Raw genomic sequence first — 15,664 nt, forward strand, 5'->3', positions numbered from 1 at the left:
AAAGTGGACCGGCCGGGACTTGAACCCGGGACCTCCGCCTTGCGAGGGCGGCGCTCTTCCAGCTGAGCTACCGGCCCACCGCTACCCGTTGATCCAACCCGGGGCTTTTAACCCTTGCCACAGTGCCACCGGGAGTGGTTTCTTGAAGCCGGTTTAACACAGCTATATGAATGCATCCCTGCACTTGTAGAGAAGGTATGTGGCTGCTGAAAGCATTAGCACACGATCACGCTCCCGGCAAGGTAGAGTGCTAGTATGAAGTAGACGAGGCCCGCCGGCAACCCGTATTCGCCTGCGAGTACTGAGGCCTCCGCGGGGTTGGTGAAGGCGTAGACGGCGTAGCCCAGTATCCAGGTGAATATCACCAGAGGGAGCGGCATTGAGGCATATGCCAGCATGAGCCCGGTTGAACGCCTCTTCTTCATCATGGACATAGCCATCAAGGCTGGGAGCGCCAGCATCAGTGCTGACACAGCGTATGCCTGTGCAAAGGTGCCGGCCAGTATGAAGAAGAGGATCATGCCGGTCAAGTAGTACCTGTATCCTTTCCTGACAAGCCTTATCCTGTCTGTGAAATCATAGGGTGCCATCTTACACCATTTCACAAGCGTGTCGAGCTCCTTCACGAGGTCGCCGGGCAAACCCTCCCCGCTTGCCTCGAGCACCCTGGAGGCAAGGTCCCTTGCCTTCTTATTTATCAGTCTAGCCAGCTCAACGTTGTCAACGGTTATCTCCCTTCCAGCGGATTCAAGGGATGCAAGGGCTTCCTCAAGCCTCCTCCTCAACCTTGGGTCGCTCAGCCGCCTTGATGCAAGCATCCTCCTCAAGGCGTCGGCGGCATCGTTTAACAGTATAGTGCTCTCCAAAGCGTTAACCCTCCTCCAGCACTATGAGTCCGGCAACTAGACCGCGATACCCCGTCGCGTCCCCCACGGGGAAACAACCTCTCTGCAAACAAGCCGGATTCATACATCAACGCCACCCTGATCCACGGGCCGCCTCCCATAGTCAAGGTATCCGGGTTGGAGACCGTGATAAATGCTCACGGTGCACGGGTTTAAAAATAGCTGAGGGGAGAGGGGAAAAAGACTTAGGTTTTAGTCTTCTTCCCGCCTCCGAACTGCTTCCAGAGGCACCAGGCTGCCAACCCCAGTATGAAGATCCATGAGGCCAGCATGAATGCCACGGCTGAGGGATCCATGCTACCACCCCTCTACTCCACCACGATTATCTTCCTGTTCTCCGCTAGCTCCCTAGCGTACTTCCTCTTGATGCCGTAATATGTTTCAATAGCACCTATCAGCAGTGCAATGAGTATGGCTACCCTGGCGCCAACGATTAACGGGTCGCTCTGCGCGAAGACCCCTGACTTATAGTAGTCTATGGTTGTCCCAACGAGGAGTATCAGTATGTAGGCTGGTGTCAGAGTCATCAATATGTACTTGAATACCTCGGGGACCCTTATCAATGCACCGTTATGGAGCTCCCTCCACAGGTTGCCGGGTTTAAACAGGTATACGGCTACGATCACATCGAATAAGCCTAGTAGCACGAGTAGGTAGGAGCCAACCCAGTTGTCGAGCTCGCCGAAGTATGTGAGGGAGGGGTCGAGTGCAACCGGTAGCCCTAGCAGCAGGTATACTATGAAGACTACTACAGCGGCAACCTTACGCTTAACGCCGAGATCCTCCTCTAGCAGTGCAACCAGGTAGTTGTACATTGCTATAGCCGAGGTCCATCCAGCGAAGAATAATAGGAGGAACCAGAGGACGCCGAAGACTCTTCCAGCCTCCCCGAGCGATGTGAAGACGTTGGGCAACGCCATGAAGGAGAGCCCTAGGGATCCCTGCTTGACAACGCTGGGTCCCAGGTATGCGTACGCTATCGGTATAGCTATTGTGCCGCCTAGGACTACTTCAGCGACCTCGTTGAGGGATGCCGTGGTTAATGCGGCTAACGCTATGTCGTCATCCTTCTTCACGTATGATGCATAGTTCTGTATTATCCCCATTCCAAGGCTGAGCGTGAAGAAGATCTGTCCTGCAGCGGCCAGGGATATAACCCAGAAGTTTTGCATTAGGACCCCGAAGTCAGGCTTCCAACTATACTCTAGCCCAGCCCATGAACTCCAGTCGGGTCGCACCGGTGCCCCGGTTGTCACGGATTTCACAGCGAGTATGACGGCGAACAAGTATAGTAGCGGCATCATTATCTTGTTGAAGAGCTCGATCCCCTTGGAGACGCCTCTGTAAGCGGCTATGAATAGCAGTATCATAGGTATGGCCCATGTAGCCATCACCATCCCCGTGTTCCCTATGTGGTTGTTGAAGAATTGAACCGTGTCAACACCGTAGTATGCACCGGTTGCACTGTATATGGCGTAGGCGGCGGTCCACCCTATTACATGTATATAGTATGAGTTCAGCAGTGTGGTGACCGCGAACGCCAGCATCCCGCCTATGATGCCGAAGACTATGGCTGTCCTCGGCTTAACGCTCTCCCTGGCCATCAAGTAGAATGTGGGTCCCAGTGTGCCATGCCCGTATTTGCCGCCGTATCTCCCTGTAGCCCATTCAACCCACATCAACGGTATGCCGAGCAATAGTAGGGCAGCGAAGTAGGGTATCATGAATGCGCCGCCACCGTTTCCAGCTAGGAGCCTTGGGAACCTCCAGAAGTTGCCTAGTCCAACGGCGTTTCCAGCCATGGAGAGTATTAAGCCTATCCTGGTGGCCCAGGTCTCCCTTTCACCGCTAATAGACATCACCCCGGATTCATACGTATACCGGGGGGCCTAGTATATAAACTTTATGTTCAAGTATGGATCAGGCGCCCACGCAAGGAAGGCCGAGGGCGCCCCGGGGAAAACAGGGCTCTATACCTGCGGTGGGTTAAGCCTATACCCTGTTAGCCTTGAAATGAGCACTGTGCACGCATTGTCTCCAGAAGCATTCACAGCGGTTCTCACTGCATCGGCCAAGGGGTCTACGACAAGCATTATTCCAACGCCTTCAAGCGGCAGGCCCAGCACGGAGAGCACGTACGCCAGCATTATTGTGCCTCCACCAGGTATGGCTGCCGTGGCAACGGAGCCTATGACGGCGGCCATGATAGCCATGCCTAGTTGACCCGGTGTGAGACTTATGCCGAATAGTTGCGCTATGAAGAGCGCGCTTAACGCCTGGTATAGCGCTGTGCCATCCATGTTGACTGTTGCCCCCACTGGGAGGGTTATCTCGAATACCTCGTCGGGAATACCCATCTTCCTCGCTGCCTCCATGTTGAACGGCAAGGTTACGGCTGATGAACGGGTTGTAAATGCTACTAGGAATGGTGTTAGCTGCGCCTTAAAGTACTTTAATGGATTCAACCCGCCCACGTACACTATGATAGAGTATACTATGAAGAAGTGCATCAATGTGAACCCGTACTGCACGCCCAGGAACCTGGCGTACGCGCCCAGCATGGCTGGCCCATAGGATATCATCAGCCAGGCTGAGTAGCTGAAAACGGCGACCGGTGCATAGTACATTACCACGGAGACGAATTTAACCATGAGGCTTGAGAGGAGTGAAAGCCCTGAGGCAACCCTTCTACCTGGCTCCCCCATTAGGACGGCTGCCACGCCGAGCAGTATCGCGAAAATAATCATCGTCATGGAGCCTGAGACCGTGAGCAGGTTACTGAAGTCGGGCTGGAAGAATGAGAGAAGCAGGTCCACCCCGCTCGGCGGGGTCGGAGGCTTATAGTCTTTGGGCACCTGGAGTCCTATTCCCTCGCCGGGCTTGAAGAAGACTCCGCCGAGGACGCCCCATGTAGCGGCCAGGATCGATGTACCAATATAGAGGATCAGCATCCATGCAAGTATTCTTCCAAGCTTCCTCGCACTGGCTATGGAGGAGGTTGCAGCAGCTATGGTGAACAATATGAGTAGCGGGATAACTATCCTGATCAACCTGACGAACACGTCCCCAAGGGCTTTAAGCCATGAAGCAGTGGCTGAAGCAGTCTCCTTAGGTGCGAAACTGCTCACAAGGTAGCCGGCGAGCAATCCTAGGAGGAATGCGGCAAGGATCACGGCTAGGAACCTGTAGGCACCGCTTCGCGGAGGCTTAGTCATAGGGTTCCACCCACATTAATGGGTGTTACTCCTAGTCCTGTTTAAAAGCATTGTGTATCGGCATGCTACGGCTACATGTATATGGCCGTCGGGTCTCCTTGAAATTATTGTTAACCAAGGAGCCTCAGGTATACTCCTAGATCATATATGTTCCTGTAGACTTTCCTCACTGGATCCCATTTCGCGAAACCCACTATTCCGTGATCGCTTGAATCCACCACTGTGACCAACCCTTCAACTGGTTCACGCTTCTCCACGATGCTCTCGGGTAGCACGTCGTTACCGTATAGGAATGCTTTAACGCCTTTCTCCCGTACAATTATCGCTGCCCTTACTCCTTTATCCTTGTATATCTTCTCCACGAGCGGTATCGATGGCGCGAGCTCCCCTGAGACGAGGACGGCTACCCATGACCCCATATAGATGACAGGGGTATTCCCCAGGGGTGCGGCTGCATCGGCCACGTATATCAGGCATACATTGTCTATACAGGTGTAGCCTAGGCGCCCCTCCACATACTCTACTGGATCCACGCCGTAGACATCCCTGAGAACCCGGTGAAGCCTCATCCTGATGCTTCCACCGGCTACACCCTTCTTAAGCCTCACCATCTTCAAGCTCCAACCCTCTTGAGGAGGCATGTAGTGAACCCGAATAATCCATGCCTATGGGGCCATATCCTGATGCACTTCTCGAGTTCCCGCGGGTACTCCATTGACCTGTAGCTAGTCAACCACCTGCTGTGGTTGAAGGGCAGGGGGCCGGGGTCAGCGACCTCCACGTCTCTCCTCGACTCAAGGATCTTGGCGACAACGTACTCGTTTTCCTCAGGGGCAATGCTACACGTGGAGTACGCTATCACGCCTTCCTCGTCGAGCATGTCTATCAGGCTTCCAAGCAGCTCCACCTCTCTTTTAACCATGATGGCGAGGTCAAGTATGCTTGTCCTCGTCTTACGCCCGGGGTCCACGGAGATCCTCCCCTCGCCGCTGCAGGGGGCGTCTAGGAGTATTCTTTTAAACCTCCTTCCAACCCTGCCGGGGAGCTCTGCTGCGTTCCCCCAGGTCACCACTATGTTGTCGAGCTTCATCCTCAGGACGTGCCCTATGAGGGACTTCAACCTGTAGAGCACGTAGTCGTTGGCGTACACTGTGCCTCCCCCGCGCTCCTTGAGGATTTGCGCTGTAAAGGTTGCTTTACCACCCGGGGCTGCACAGGCATCTAGTACATCCCCCTTGTAGCCGTCGCCTAGGAGGAGTAGTACGGGTATCAGGCTTGTTGCATCCCTGTGAACATAGTAGAACCCCTTCAGGTACTCGTGGGTTGAACCTATGCTCGGGCTCCTGGGTGCCTCAGCCACCCAGAAGGAGCCCGGGGCCCACGGTATCTCCTCGAGGCGGAAGCCGAGGGATTCAAGCCTTGTCTTCAGCTCTCCTGGTTCAACCAGCAGCGTGTTGGCCCTGACAACCTGTCTAACCGGTTTCTCAAATGCTTCAAGGAGCTCCACGGCCTCCCGGGGTCCCAGCATGTCGATGTATCTCTGCACCATGTAGGGGAGGTACCCGTACTCCAATGCTAGCTCTACTGCCTGCCTCGATGGCTCCACGTATATCTCCCTATATATGTCGTAAACCCTTAGACGCTGCAATACTGCTACGCCCCGAGTATTCTTAGCAGTGAACGCGCGTTCTCAAGCATCCAGTGGTTGTTGTTGAAGAAGACGTATGCTTTCACCGGGTTCAACGAGAGTATTTTCTCAGCGATCCCGCGGAGCTCCTCCTCAGTGTACTCGTGGCCGTACCACGTGGTTCTCCCATGCATCCTCAAGTAGACTACTCCACCGCTCTCAACGATCCATGAGGCTATGGGTGCGTCAATGGATACAACCACTATACCCTTCCTCCTACCCCATTCAGCCACCTCCTCGTTGAAGCAGGATTCATGCCTGAATTCCACGGCCATCCGGGGGCCTAGGCCTGATGCCTCATGGAATCTATCAACCCTCTCCAGGTTACTGCTGTGACATGTGAACCCGGGGGGCATTTGGAACAGGTAGAAGTCGATTAAGCCCTCCATGGGGTTGAAGACCCCGTGGAACCTGCCCCATGTCTCAAGCGCCTTCTCATCGAGCCTCCTGAGGTGCGTTATAGATCTATGCACCTTGATGCTCCACCTGAGCCTCCTGCCTTTCCTGCTCCACGAGGCCACCTGGTTCCTGAAGGGGAATCTGTAGAAGCTTGCATTCAACTCAACCGCGTTCAACCCGCTTTCCTCAGCATACCATTCAAGGGAGGCTCCCTCATTCCACTCGTAGAGCCAGCCACTGGTGCCAACATATACCTCCAATATCCCTCCCCACTATAAGCACTGCACTAAGGCTGACTTTAAACCCTTCATCTCGCCTTAAAAGACGGGGCTTTCAGCTGTAGCATGGTTTCAATGAACCTAGACGGGGGCCAGGATCCTTGTGGCGGTGTAGGTGGCGAGTGCGGCAACGGTGAAGCCGGCGTACCAGTATGATAGCATCCTCGCGAAGAGCCTGGTGTTTATCCCGGAGACGCCTCTCGCTAGCCCGACGCCTATTATCGAGCCCACCACTATGCCGACCATGCTGCTCGGGAGCCCGAGCCTTGTTACAACGAGCGTTGTCTGGGCTCCAGCGATGTTGGCCACTAGGGCTGACTCCGGGTTTAACACCGTGATCTCTTCACCTATGGTTCTAGCCACGCTGGCCCCCCATGAGAGAACCCCTGTGCTTATGCCGAGTGATGAATACGCTAGTATGAGTAGCTGGCTACCGGTGTGGTTCACTCCAGTCGACTCAAGGATCACCATTAGCGGTGCAGCCGCGTTGGCTACGTCGTGGCCGCCGTGTGTGAACGCGAGTATTGCTGAGGAAGCTATGAGCATCCTCCTGTTGAACCTGCCTACCACAGCGTCAACCTCTGACTCTTCCAGGACTTCTCTGTGGAGCACTCTGTAAAGGTAGAGGAGCAGGGAGGCGAGGGGTGCTGCGAGGAGCAGTGTTATAGTGCCCAGTATAAGGGGGTCGCTGAGGAGGTGCCCGGGGATCGCCATGTAGACTGCTGAGACCGTGAATGAGGCGTAGAGTAATAGGAGGGGGAGGAATGTCTTAGCATAGAGGCTTCTCCTGGAGCGGAGGTAGCTGTAAAGCCTGTAGTAGGTGTATCCTGCTAGGATGCTTATAAGGGGTATCAGGATCCATAGGGCGAACAACTCGGAGATCAACACGGTGTTAACGTGTTCAACGCCGGCTGCTAAGCCGACGCCTGCAACCGCACCCACCATCACTATGCTTATACTGAACGGTATACGCCTCCTGGTTGCAGCAAACACTATGATGAATGAAACAATCAGCGCGGAGGCGAACCCTACTGCTGCAACCCTTGGAGGCAGGTTTGACGTGTCCACGACCCTGGAGGCAAGCGTTGATGATATATACTCCCCGTAGACTACTCCACCCGCCAGCTCGAAGAAGGATGCTATTAAGAGAGCCCTCCTCACGGGGAGCGCCCGTGCACCTATAACCGTGCCTATACTGTTGGCTGCGTTGTTCGCTCCATCAATCCATGCAAGCATAAACGCCCCTATGAAACCAGCTAAAACCACTGGATCCATCACGGCTCCCCGCCGGCATCCCTAAATAGATTATGATAATGTTGATTCTAAGTAGCAGAGTCTTAAATACCTGAGCACTCAGCGGGGAGCCGGCTCCCCAGGTGGCTTAGCCGGGTGCATGGTGTGAAGCCTTTATTAGAGCAAACCCTTATACTGCTCAGTGAACTGGAAGTGGTGACCCAGGCTTGATGATTGAGATAAGGTGGCATGGTAGAGGCGGGCAGGGGGCTTGGACGGCCAGTAACATCGTGGCTATGGCGGCTGCACTGGAGGGGAAGCATGTCCAGAGCTTCCCGGCGTTCGGCCCGGAGAGGTCGGGTGCACCGATGCTCTCCTTCACTAGGATTAGTGATGAACCAATAGAAGTACACAGCATGATATACGAGCCCGATGTAGCCGTTGTACTCGACTACACGCTTCTCTCGCCCTCAATAGTGAGCGGCTTGAAGAAGGGAGGTACCATTGTAACAAACTACGCTGGTACAGTCGACCAGGTACTGGGGAAGCTGGGTGTGAGGAGAGGCGGCGACTACAAGGTGATACTGGTGCCCGCGTCGAAGCTGGCGCTCGAGATACTGAGGGCGAACATAACTAACACTGCGATGATAGGCGGGCTGCTCAGGCATGGAGGCATCGTTAAATGGGAGAGCGTTGAGAAAGCAGTGAAAGCCAGGTTTAAAGGTCCAGTCGCCGAGAAGAACATCTCGTTGATAAAGAGGGCGTACGAGGAGTCGCTGGAGGTGTAGATGCATGAGTGAGCCTAGAGGGTGGAGAAGCCTACCAATGGGCGGAGTAGCCTACAGGCTGTCAACGGATGTGAAGACGGGTGACTGGCGTGCTTTGAAACCAGTGGTAGACCACGGCAAGTGCACTAAGTGCATGATCTGCTGGCTCTTCTGCCCGGATATGGCGATCGTATGGGACGGGGAGAAGATACAGGTGAACCTGGACTACTGTAAGGGCTGCGGTATCTGTGCACACGAATGCCCCGTGAAGGCTATATCAATGGTTCCAGAGTTCGAGGAGGTGTAGCCCATGGAGAAAACCGCGTTGAAACCCAAGATCCCGCTTGAGAAACAGGTTTTAATGACCGTTAACGGGGATGAGGCAGTAGCCTACGCAGTGAAGCAGAGCTATGTCGACGTGGTTGCAGCCTACCCGATAACGCCTCAGACCATAATAGTTGAAAAGTACTCTGAGTTCGTGAACGATGGCTTAGTGCACACGGAGTTCGTCCCAGTTGAATCAGAGCACTCAGCGATGAGCGCGTGCGTGGGTGCAGCCGCAGCGGGAGCCAGGGCTTTCACAGCCACATCCTCGCAGGGGCTTGCATTAATGGTTGAAATAGTCTACATAGCATCGGCGATGAGGCTCCCAATAGTCATGGCCGTGGTTAACAGGGCTCTCTCAGCCCCCATAAACATACATAATGATCACAGCGACGCATACCTGATGAGGGACTCTGGGTGGATACAGCTGTTCGTCGAGAACGTGCAGGAGGCCTACGATACAACAATACAGGCCTTCAAGATAGCTGAGGATCCAAGGGTGCAGCTACCGGTTGCAGTGAACCTCGACGGGTTCTTCCTGAGCCACACGCTTGAGGAGGTATACATGTTGCCCGACGACGAGGTCTACGGCTTCCTCGGCGGACCAAGAAAGACAGTCAACGTGAAAGTGGATTACTTCGAGGAAGAAGTACCATTCACCCTGAACCCAGCGAGGCCGATATCACTTGGATCACTAGACCTCTACGACTACTACTTCGAGCACAAGGTTCAACAGGTGGAGGCGATGAAAGCCGTCCCACAGGTTGTAAGAGAAGTTAACGAGGAATGGTACAGGCTGACAGGTAGGAGATATGGTGATGGAGTGCTGCGGGCACACTGGGTTGACGACGCAGACATAGTGGTGGTGGCAATGGGCAGCGGGGCCGGCACTGTTAGAAGCGTTGTGAGGAAGCTGAGGGAGAAAGGGGAGAGAATAGGCCTCCTCCAGCTAAGGATGTTCAGGCCCTTCCCCTACAGTGAGGTAGCGGAGAAGCTCTCAGGCGCAAAGCTTGTAGTGGTGATGGATAAGGCGATAGGTCCCGGCGCCTTCGGCGCCCTCTACGAGGACGTGGCGGTGAGCCTCTATGATTCAGGTGAGAGACCCATGCTCGTCGACTACATCTATGGTCTAGGCGGCAGGGATCTACAGCCCTCACTGGTCTACAAGATGATAGAGGAGGCTAAGAGGGATCTCGAGGCTAAGCGCGTCGAGAGGAAGATAAGGTACTTAGGGGTGAGGGAGTAGCCATGACCGTTAAGACTCTCCCCGAGTTCCCGGTTAAGAAGGGTGAGCCAGCCTACAAGCTATGGATATTCGACCCGGGCTGGAAGGGCGAGATACCGTTAACCTTCAACCTTAGACAGCTGGCTGAGCAGAAGAGGTCGGTTTTGCTGCCGGGCCACAGGCTGTGTGCTGGTTGTGCAGCCCCAATAGTTGTCAAGCTAGCGAGCTTCGCGTTCAGGGGTCCCACAATAGTGGTCAATGCAACTGGCTGCCTAGAAGTGGCTTCAACAATATTCCCATACACTAGCTGGGCGGTCCCATGGATCCACGTTGCCTTCGAAAACGCTGCAGCGGTTGCAGGAGGCGTTGAGTCAGCGATAAAAGCCTTGAAGAAGACCGGTAGACTACCCTACGACCACGTTGACGTAGTGGTGTTCGCCGGCGACGGAGGGACATTCGACATAGGTTTCCAGGCCCTCAGCGGTATGGCTGAGAGAGGCCACGATGTACTCTACATACTGTACGATAACGAAGCATACATGAACACCGGTATACAGAGATCCGGTGGCACACCCCAGTTCGCTGCGACAACTACTTCACCAGCCGGCGAAGTAGTGCCCGGGAAGACCCAGCCCAAGAAACCCATAGCAGACATAATGGTCGCCCACAGGATACCCTATGTCGCAACAGGTACACCGGCACACTGGATGGACTTCATGAAGAAGGTGAGGAGAGGCATAGAGGTCAACGGGCCAGCGTTCATACACGCCTTAAGCGACTGCAACCGTGGATGGAGGCATGAGACAGATATCTCAGTGGAGATCATGAGGAGGGCTGTTGACACATGCTACTTCCCGCTATGGGAGTGGACGCCCGAGCAGGGATACGTGTTGACTGATAGAAGCCTCACTATAGCTAGGAACCCCTCCCTGAAGCAGCCCATAGAGAAGTACATAGAGGTGCAGGGGAGGTTCAGGCATCTATTGAAGCCTGAGAACAGGGAGCTATTGAAGCAGTTCCAAGAGTACGTTGACAAAGTATGGGAAGACCTGTTGAGAAGGGCCAGCAATGCCCCCAGGTAGCGATACACGTGTTTTTTCGAAAAGGGAACTCATAGAGGTGTTAGCCAACCTTATAGGGGAGGATACAGTAATAGCGGGCGTTGGCTCCCCGCTGAGAATGGATGACAGAGCTGGATTAGTGTTCTGCGACAAGCTACTCGCCAAGGGGTTTAAATGCATTAAATGCGAATACGGATTAGAGAACTGCATCAATGAGATAAGGGAGTCGGGAGCAGTGAGACTCGTGGTCGTCGACGCCGTCCTCTACGAGGGTGCTGAGCCAGGCGAAATAGTGGTAGCCAGCGGGGACGCCTTGGCCGAGAAGTATAGTCTTGCAACAACCCACACGCTACCCGTGAAAACCGTTCTCAGAATACTCGGTGAAACCGGGGTCAGAGAGGTATACGTGGTCGGCATCGCCCCGAAGCAACTCGGCTACGGGCTAGAGGTCTCGGATAAGGTGGCTGAAAGCGTTGAAAAGCTCGTGGAGGCATTCACATCAGTGCTCGCCGGGAAGCAGGGCCGGAGCAGTGGGGAGCGAGGGGATGACGCATGAAGGGCTTCATAGGCGTCGACGAGAAACTCCTAGCTGAGTGCAGGAATAGGTATCAATGCATATGGGTTGAAACAGCACTCGTGAAACCAGTCAACTCCAATATATTCTACTGCGTCGACTGCTTCTTCCACAAGTACTCTGCAACCAGCGCACCAGAGCACAGGCTCCTCTTATCATACAGCTCGAGGACGAGTCTCCACGCAGTTAAACCCGGCGTCAGCGGGGGCCTCAGGGTTGTCGAAGCCGACGGAGAGGTCTGCAGCAGGAGCGGTATCGAGGCATACTTTTCCAGCCTCAGCAGTACCCTAACCCAGGAGATGAAGCAGTTGAGCGAGGAGCGTGAGAAAAACCCGGGGAAGCTCTCATTCCGAAGCATGCTGCTCGGCCTCATCCTTCCCAGGCAGCGTGACGCACTCCAGGAGGAGGGATGGTACTGGGGTAGACTCACACGCTACAGGATCGGGCACGAGTTAATGGGGATGCTGGGCTTCGAGAACGGGGTTTTAAACGCTGAGGTGGATACAGCATTCATCCTCTACAGGTTTGACGCGAAGGGAAGGGTGGCAGCCCTCATAGGTGGTAGAGCCATAGATCTACCCAGCTACAGTAAGATCCTTGATAAAGGGAGACTAATGGCAGACCTCGCACTTGGCTGACCAGCCTTCAAGCTCGCATTTATTTACCTGAACCATTATTCCACACATCGTGGTGGAGCCGCTTGAGCTGGAGGAACGAATACCTTGAACTAGTGAGAAAGCTAACTAGTCTACATGGAACCAGTGGGAGAGAGGACTCGGTGAGAGACCTCGTAGTAGACCTCATGAAGCCCCATGTGGATAAGCTCTGGGTCGATGTATGGGGCAACGTGGTCGGCTACAGGAAGGGGTCTAAGGGCGCTGGTAGAATAATGCTTGCAGCCCACATGGATGAAATAGGCTTATTCATCTCCCACATAGAGGACGACGGCTTCCTAAGGGTTATACCCGTGGGCGGGGTACTTGAGAGGACGCTCCTATACCAGAGGGTAGTGGTTAAGACTAGGGATGGAAGACTATACAGGGGCGTAATAGGCTTGAAGCCGCCTCACGTAATCAAGCCTGAGGAAGCTCAGAAGGTGCCCGAGATAAGGGAGCTATTCATAGATGTAGGAGCATCCTCCAGGGAGGAGGTTGAGAAGATGGGTATAAGGGTCGGCGACATAGCCGTGTTCGACAGGGATGTAGCGGAGCTCAGCGGCGACAGGATTACTGGTAAAGCCTTCGATGACAGGGTGGGAGTCGCCGTGATGCTGAAGGCTTTGGAGTCGCTTGGAGAACACCAGGTAGACGTATACTTTGTTGCAACAGTCCAGGAGGAGGTGGGTTTGAAAGGCGCCAGGACCTCGTCCTACGGTATCTCACCCGATGTGGCTTTAGCGATAGATGTAACCATAGCGAGCGATGTACCAGGCGTGGCTAAAAGCGAGTGGTTTACACGCCTAGGCTACGGCCCAGCGATAAAAGTAGTCGACGGCAGGAACGCCAGCGGGCTCATAGCTCATCCAAAGGTAGTGGACTTCCTGGTAAGCGTCGCTGAGAAGAGGAAGATACCCTACCAGCTGGACGTGATCTCAGGCGGTACCACTGATGCCTCGATAATAGCGTTGAATAAGGAGGGGGTTGCAGCTGGAACAATATCGATACCTTCGAGATACATACACAGCCCGGTTGAAGTAGTCGACCTCAAAGACCTCTACAATGCATCGCTCCTAGCCAAGGCCTTCCTCGAGGAGGCAACACCTGAATGGGTGCAGAGCGTTAAAGGGTTGATCGTAAAGTAGCCGGTCAAGATTTTTAAACCCGGCTACGGTGCCCAGCATCCCTAGCCCTTGCAGCGTCTCCCAAGCAGTCTGAAACCGTATCCCCCTAGTGTAAGCTTTACTCCTCCACCTACATAGACCTCCTCCCCGGAGACCAGGTCCACGTATACTCCCTCAGGTATCCCGGGTTCAACAGTCTTCTCCCCCCTAGACAAGTTGGCTAGCACGTAGACTTCCTCACCCTTAATCCACCTCTTGATGAGAACCACGTCATCATCAATCCCTGTTGCACTGTAGAATCCCAGCCTAAGGCTCGCCCACGCCTTGTAAAGGGAGATCATCTTTTTCACATGCATGTAGACCTCCATGTTCCATGCGGCTTCATCCCATGTCATCGGCCTCCTGTTATCCGGGTCCCCGCCGCCCTCCATGCCTACTTCATCACCATAGTAGATCGCCGGGGAGCCGGGCAGCGTGAAGAGTAGTGTGAACAGTAACTTGACTTTACCGGTGTCTCCCCCAGCATAGGTCATGACCCGGGGAGTGTCATGTGTGCCGAGCGAGTGGTATAGTGAAATAGCCTTGTAGTGCGGTATCTCACTGTACTCCCTGTTCAACTCTCCGATGAAGTCCTCCATGGATAAGCCTTCGTCTATGATCTTGGAGAACACTATTTTCCTCCAGTAGTAGTCCATGACGGAGTCAAAGTACCCGGTGTAGTAGGCCGGGTAGTCGTTGAGCTCGCCGAGCAGTAGGAAGTCGCTGCGCATATCCTTAACCAGCTTATAGTAGAGCATGAGCCATGTGTAAGGGATGCCTAGCGCTACATCTATCCTGAAGCCGTCTACCCCTTTCTCAGCCCAGTAGCGTGTAACCTCCATGAAGTAGTCGAGCACCTCCGGGTTCTCATGGTTGAGCTTCGGCATACTCCACAGGTTGAAGAAGGACTCGTAGAATGGTTCAAGCCCCCTGCTCCTCATAGCCTTCTCAAGCTCCCTTGAACGGCACTCCCCCTCCAGGTAGCCTAGTACCTCGTGCAGTAGCCCTCTGGGAGGCTCCTCCTTGAAGAGATACCAGTCCCAGTAAGGGGACCCCGGGCCCTCCCTTAACGCCTTAACGAACGCGTGGAAGCAGGGGCTTGTATGGTGTAGCGTTACATCGAGCACCAGCTTAACCCCCCTCTTATGCAGCTCATCGACAAGCCTCTTGAAGTCGTCCATGGAGCCGAGATACCTGTCTACACTGGTGAAATCATATATGTCATACCTGTGATACGTGGCGGCCTGGAATATCGGGGTCAAGTAGAGTGCGTCCACGCCTAAGCCCACGATGTGGTTCAACCTTCTAATTATCCCCTGTATGTCGCCGCCATAGTAGCCCGGCTCCCTTGGCGCTACACGCGTTACCTTAACAGGGGGGTCGTTCCCTGGATCACCGTTATCAAAGCTATCCGGGAACACCTGGTAGTACACGGCGCCCATATACCACTCGGCCTCACTGATCCCCGGTATCCTCTCAGACTCAACTACTATGGGGCTGGGATCCATGGCTATGCCTTCATCACCATAGTAGAGGTCTACGCCTTGATGCCTGATGAGAAACCTGTACTTGTACACATGGCTCCCAATGTACTGTAAGTGATACTCGTAGACGGCTGCATCCCTGAACACGTATTCAACGGCGGGCTTATACTCTCCTTCACCCTCAACGATGAGCCTAGGTTTATCTAGGCCCCTGGGCACCCTAATCCTCACGACAAGGGTGTCGAGGAACCTGTGGAGGAATGCCTCCTCGTCCTCAGCGTGGACAACATCGTCAACCGGGTTCTCGGATGCTTTAACAATGGATCTTGAGAGCCTGAAGGGCACGCGCCAATCATAGAAGGGCCTTGACTCAACGATATCCGGGTTCTCGGGGTCCGGGACGGGTGCACCACTGTTCACTGAGAAGCCATAGTGGTATTCACCCGGCCACAGCTTCAACACGATTCTACCACGGTCGCCCACCCTCCTGAGTCTCAGATGCCCTGGAAACCAGCCTGAGAACACGCCTATCAAGTAAACCCTTCTAGCTCCACTAGGCCAGGGAACACTGTATTCGACGAGGTACCTGCCGAAGCGGCCTCTCCCAATGGTTTCACGCCCTAGAACCCTGTACACGGCTCCACACCGTTCACCATGCATCAATGCTCGTCATAAAACTGCACCGGGCACGCT

The 15,664-nt window shown here is 54.4% G+C and carries 15 protein-coding genes and 1 tRNA gene; 7 read left to right on the forward strand and 9 right to left on the reverse strand.

Going from position 1 to position 15,664, the window contains the following annotated elements; all coding sequences use genetic code 11:
• Positions 1-4 precede the first annotated feature (4 nt).
• The 8 genes from DESMU_RS01670 to DESMU_RS01705 all read right to left on the reverse strand — a co-directional run bounded on the left by DESMU_RS01670 (position 5) and on the right by DESMU_RS01705 (position 7,759).
• Positions 5-77, reverse strand: a tRNA-Ala gene (locus tag DESMU_RS01670).
• A gap of 138 nt (positions 78-215) precedes the next feature.
• A complete protein-coding gene (locus DESMU_RS01675; RefSeq protein ID WP_013561862.1) occupies positions 216-866 on the reverse strand; it encodes a hypothetical protein in 651 nt (216 codons plus the stop codon).
• 347 nt (positions 867-1,213) lie between these two features.
• The gene (locus DESMU_RS01680) at positions 1,214-2,764 is read right to left on the reverse strand and encodes a sodium:neurotransmitter symporter family protein (RefSeq protein WP_013561864.1); all 1,551 of its coding nucleotides are present in this window, start codon (positions 2,762-2,764) and stop codon (positions 1,214-1,216) included.
• 111 nt (positions 2,765-2,875) lie between these two features.
• Complete coding sequence (locus tag DESMU_RS01685; protein WP_013561865.1) at positions 2,876-4,120, reverse strand: dicarboxylate/amino acid:cation symporter; 1,245 nt, start codon at positions 4,118-4,120, stop codon at positions 2,876-2,878.
• A 110-nt stretch (positions 4,121-4,230) separates the two neighbouring features.
• A complete protein-coding gene (locus DESMU_RS01690; RefSeq protein WP_245526470.1) occupies positions 4,231-4,761 on the reverse strand; it encodes a hypothetical protein in 531 nt (176 codons plus the stop codon).
• Positions 4,734-5,768, reverse strand: coding sequence for an RsmB/NOP family class I SAM-dependent RNA methyltransferase (locus DESMU_RS01695; RefSeq protein ID WP_013561867.1), 1,035 nt, complete (start codon positions 5,766-5,768; stop codon positions 4,734-4,736). Before DESMU_RS01695 ends, DESMU_RS01690 begins: the two co-directional genes overlap by 28 nt.
• A 5-nt stretch (positions 5,769-5,773) precedes the next feature.
• Entirely contained in the window at positions 5,774-6,466 is a 693-nt protein-coding gene (locus DESMU_RS01700; protein ID WP_013561868.1) for a DUF72 domain-containing protein, read from the reverse strand.
• 99 nt (positions 6,467-6,565) lie between these two features.
• Positions 6,566-7,759, reverse strand: coding sequence for an inorganic phosphate transporter (locus DESMU_RS01705; RefSeq protein ID WP_048813417.1), 1,194 nt, complete (start codon positions 7,757-7,759; stop codon positions 6,566-6,568).
• Between the two features lie 188 nt (positions 7,760-7,947).
• On the opposite strand from DESMU_RS01705, the gene DESMU_RS01710 reads away from it, so the two are divergent.
• The 7 genes from DESMU_RS01710 (at position 7,948) to DESMU_RS01740 (ending at position 13,469) form a co-directional block, all read left to right on the forward strand.
• Positions 7,948-8,505, forward strand: a complete 558-nt coding sequence (locus DESMU_RS01710; protein WP_048078570.1) for a 2-oxoacid:acceptor oxidoreductase family protein — start codon at positions 7,948-7,950, stop codon at positions 8,503-8,505.
• A 4-nt stretch (positions 8,506-8,509) separates the two neighbouring features.
• Positions 8,510-8,791 (forward strand): 4Fe-4S binding protein, encoded by a 282-nt coding sequence (locus DESMU_RS01715; protein WP_013561871.1) that lies wholly within the window; start codon positions 8,510-8,512, stop codon positions 8,789-8,791.
• A 3-nt stretch (positions 8,792-8,794) separates the two neighbouring features.
• Positions 8,795-10,054, forward strand: coding sequence for a 2-ketoisovalerate ferredoxin oxidoreductase subunit alpha (porA, locus tag DESMU_RS01720; protein WP_013561872.1), 1,260 nt, complete (start codon positions 8,795-8,797; stop codon positions 10,052-10,054).
• Positions 10,055-10,056: 2 nt separating this feature from the next.
• A complete protein-coding gene (locus DESMU_RS01725) occupies positions 10,057-11,115 on the forward strand; it encodes a thiamine pyrophosphate-dependent enzyme (protein ID WP_013561873.1) in 1,059 nt (352 codons plus the stop codon).
• Positions 11,102-11,650 carry a hydrogenase maturation protease gene (locus DESMU_RS01730; RefSeq protein WP_013561874.1) on the forward strand — a complete coding sequence of 183 codons (549 nt, stop codon included), beginning with the start codon at positions 11,102-11,104 and terminating at the stop codon, positions 11,648-11,650. Before DESMU_RS01725 ends, DESMU_RS01730 begins: the two co-directional genes overlap by 14 nt.
• Positions 11,647-12,306: a hypothetical protein gene (locus DESMU_RS01735; protein ID WP_013561875.1), complete on the forward strand. Its 660-nt coding sequence runs from the start codon at positions 11,647-11,649 to the stop codon at positions 12,304-12,306. The genes DESMU_RS01730 and DESMU_RS01735 overlap by 4 nt, the downstream gene beginning before the upstream one ends.
• A 62-nt stretch (positions 12,307-12,368) precedes the next feature.
• On the forward strand, positions 12,369-13,469 hold the full coding sequence (locus DESMU_RS01740) for a M42 family metallopeptidase (RefSeq protein WP_013561876.1): 1,101 nt from the start codon (positions 12,369-12,371) through the stop codon (positions 13,467-13,469).
• 41 nt (positions 13,470-13,510) lie between these two features.
• On the opposite strand, the gene DESMU_RS01745 is transcribed toward DESMU_RS01740, so the two are convergent.
• The gene (locus DESMU_RS01745; RefSeq protein ID WP_013561877.1) at positions 13,511-15,607 is read right to left on the reverse strand and encodes an alpha-amylase family glycosyl hydrolase; all 2,097 of its coding nucleotides are present in this window, start codon (positions 15,605-15,607) and stop codon (positions 13,511-13,513) included.
• Between the last annotated feature and the right edge of the window lie 57 nt (positions 15,608-15,664).

The organism is Desulfurococcus mucosus DSM 2162, from assembly GCF_000186365.1.
GTDB classification, from domain to species: domain Archaea; phylum Thermoproteota; class Thermoprotei_A; order Sulfolobales; family Desulfurococcaceae; genus Desulfurococcus; species Desulfurococcus mucosus.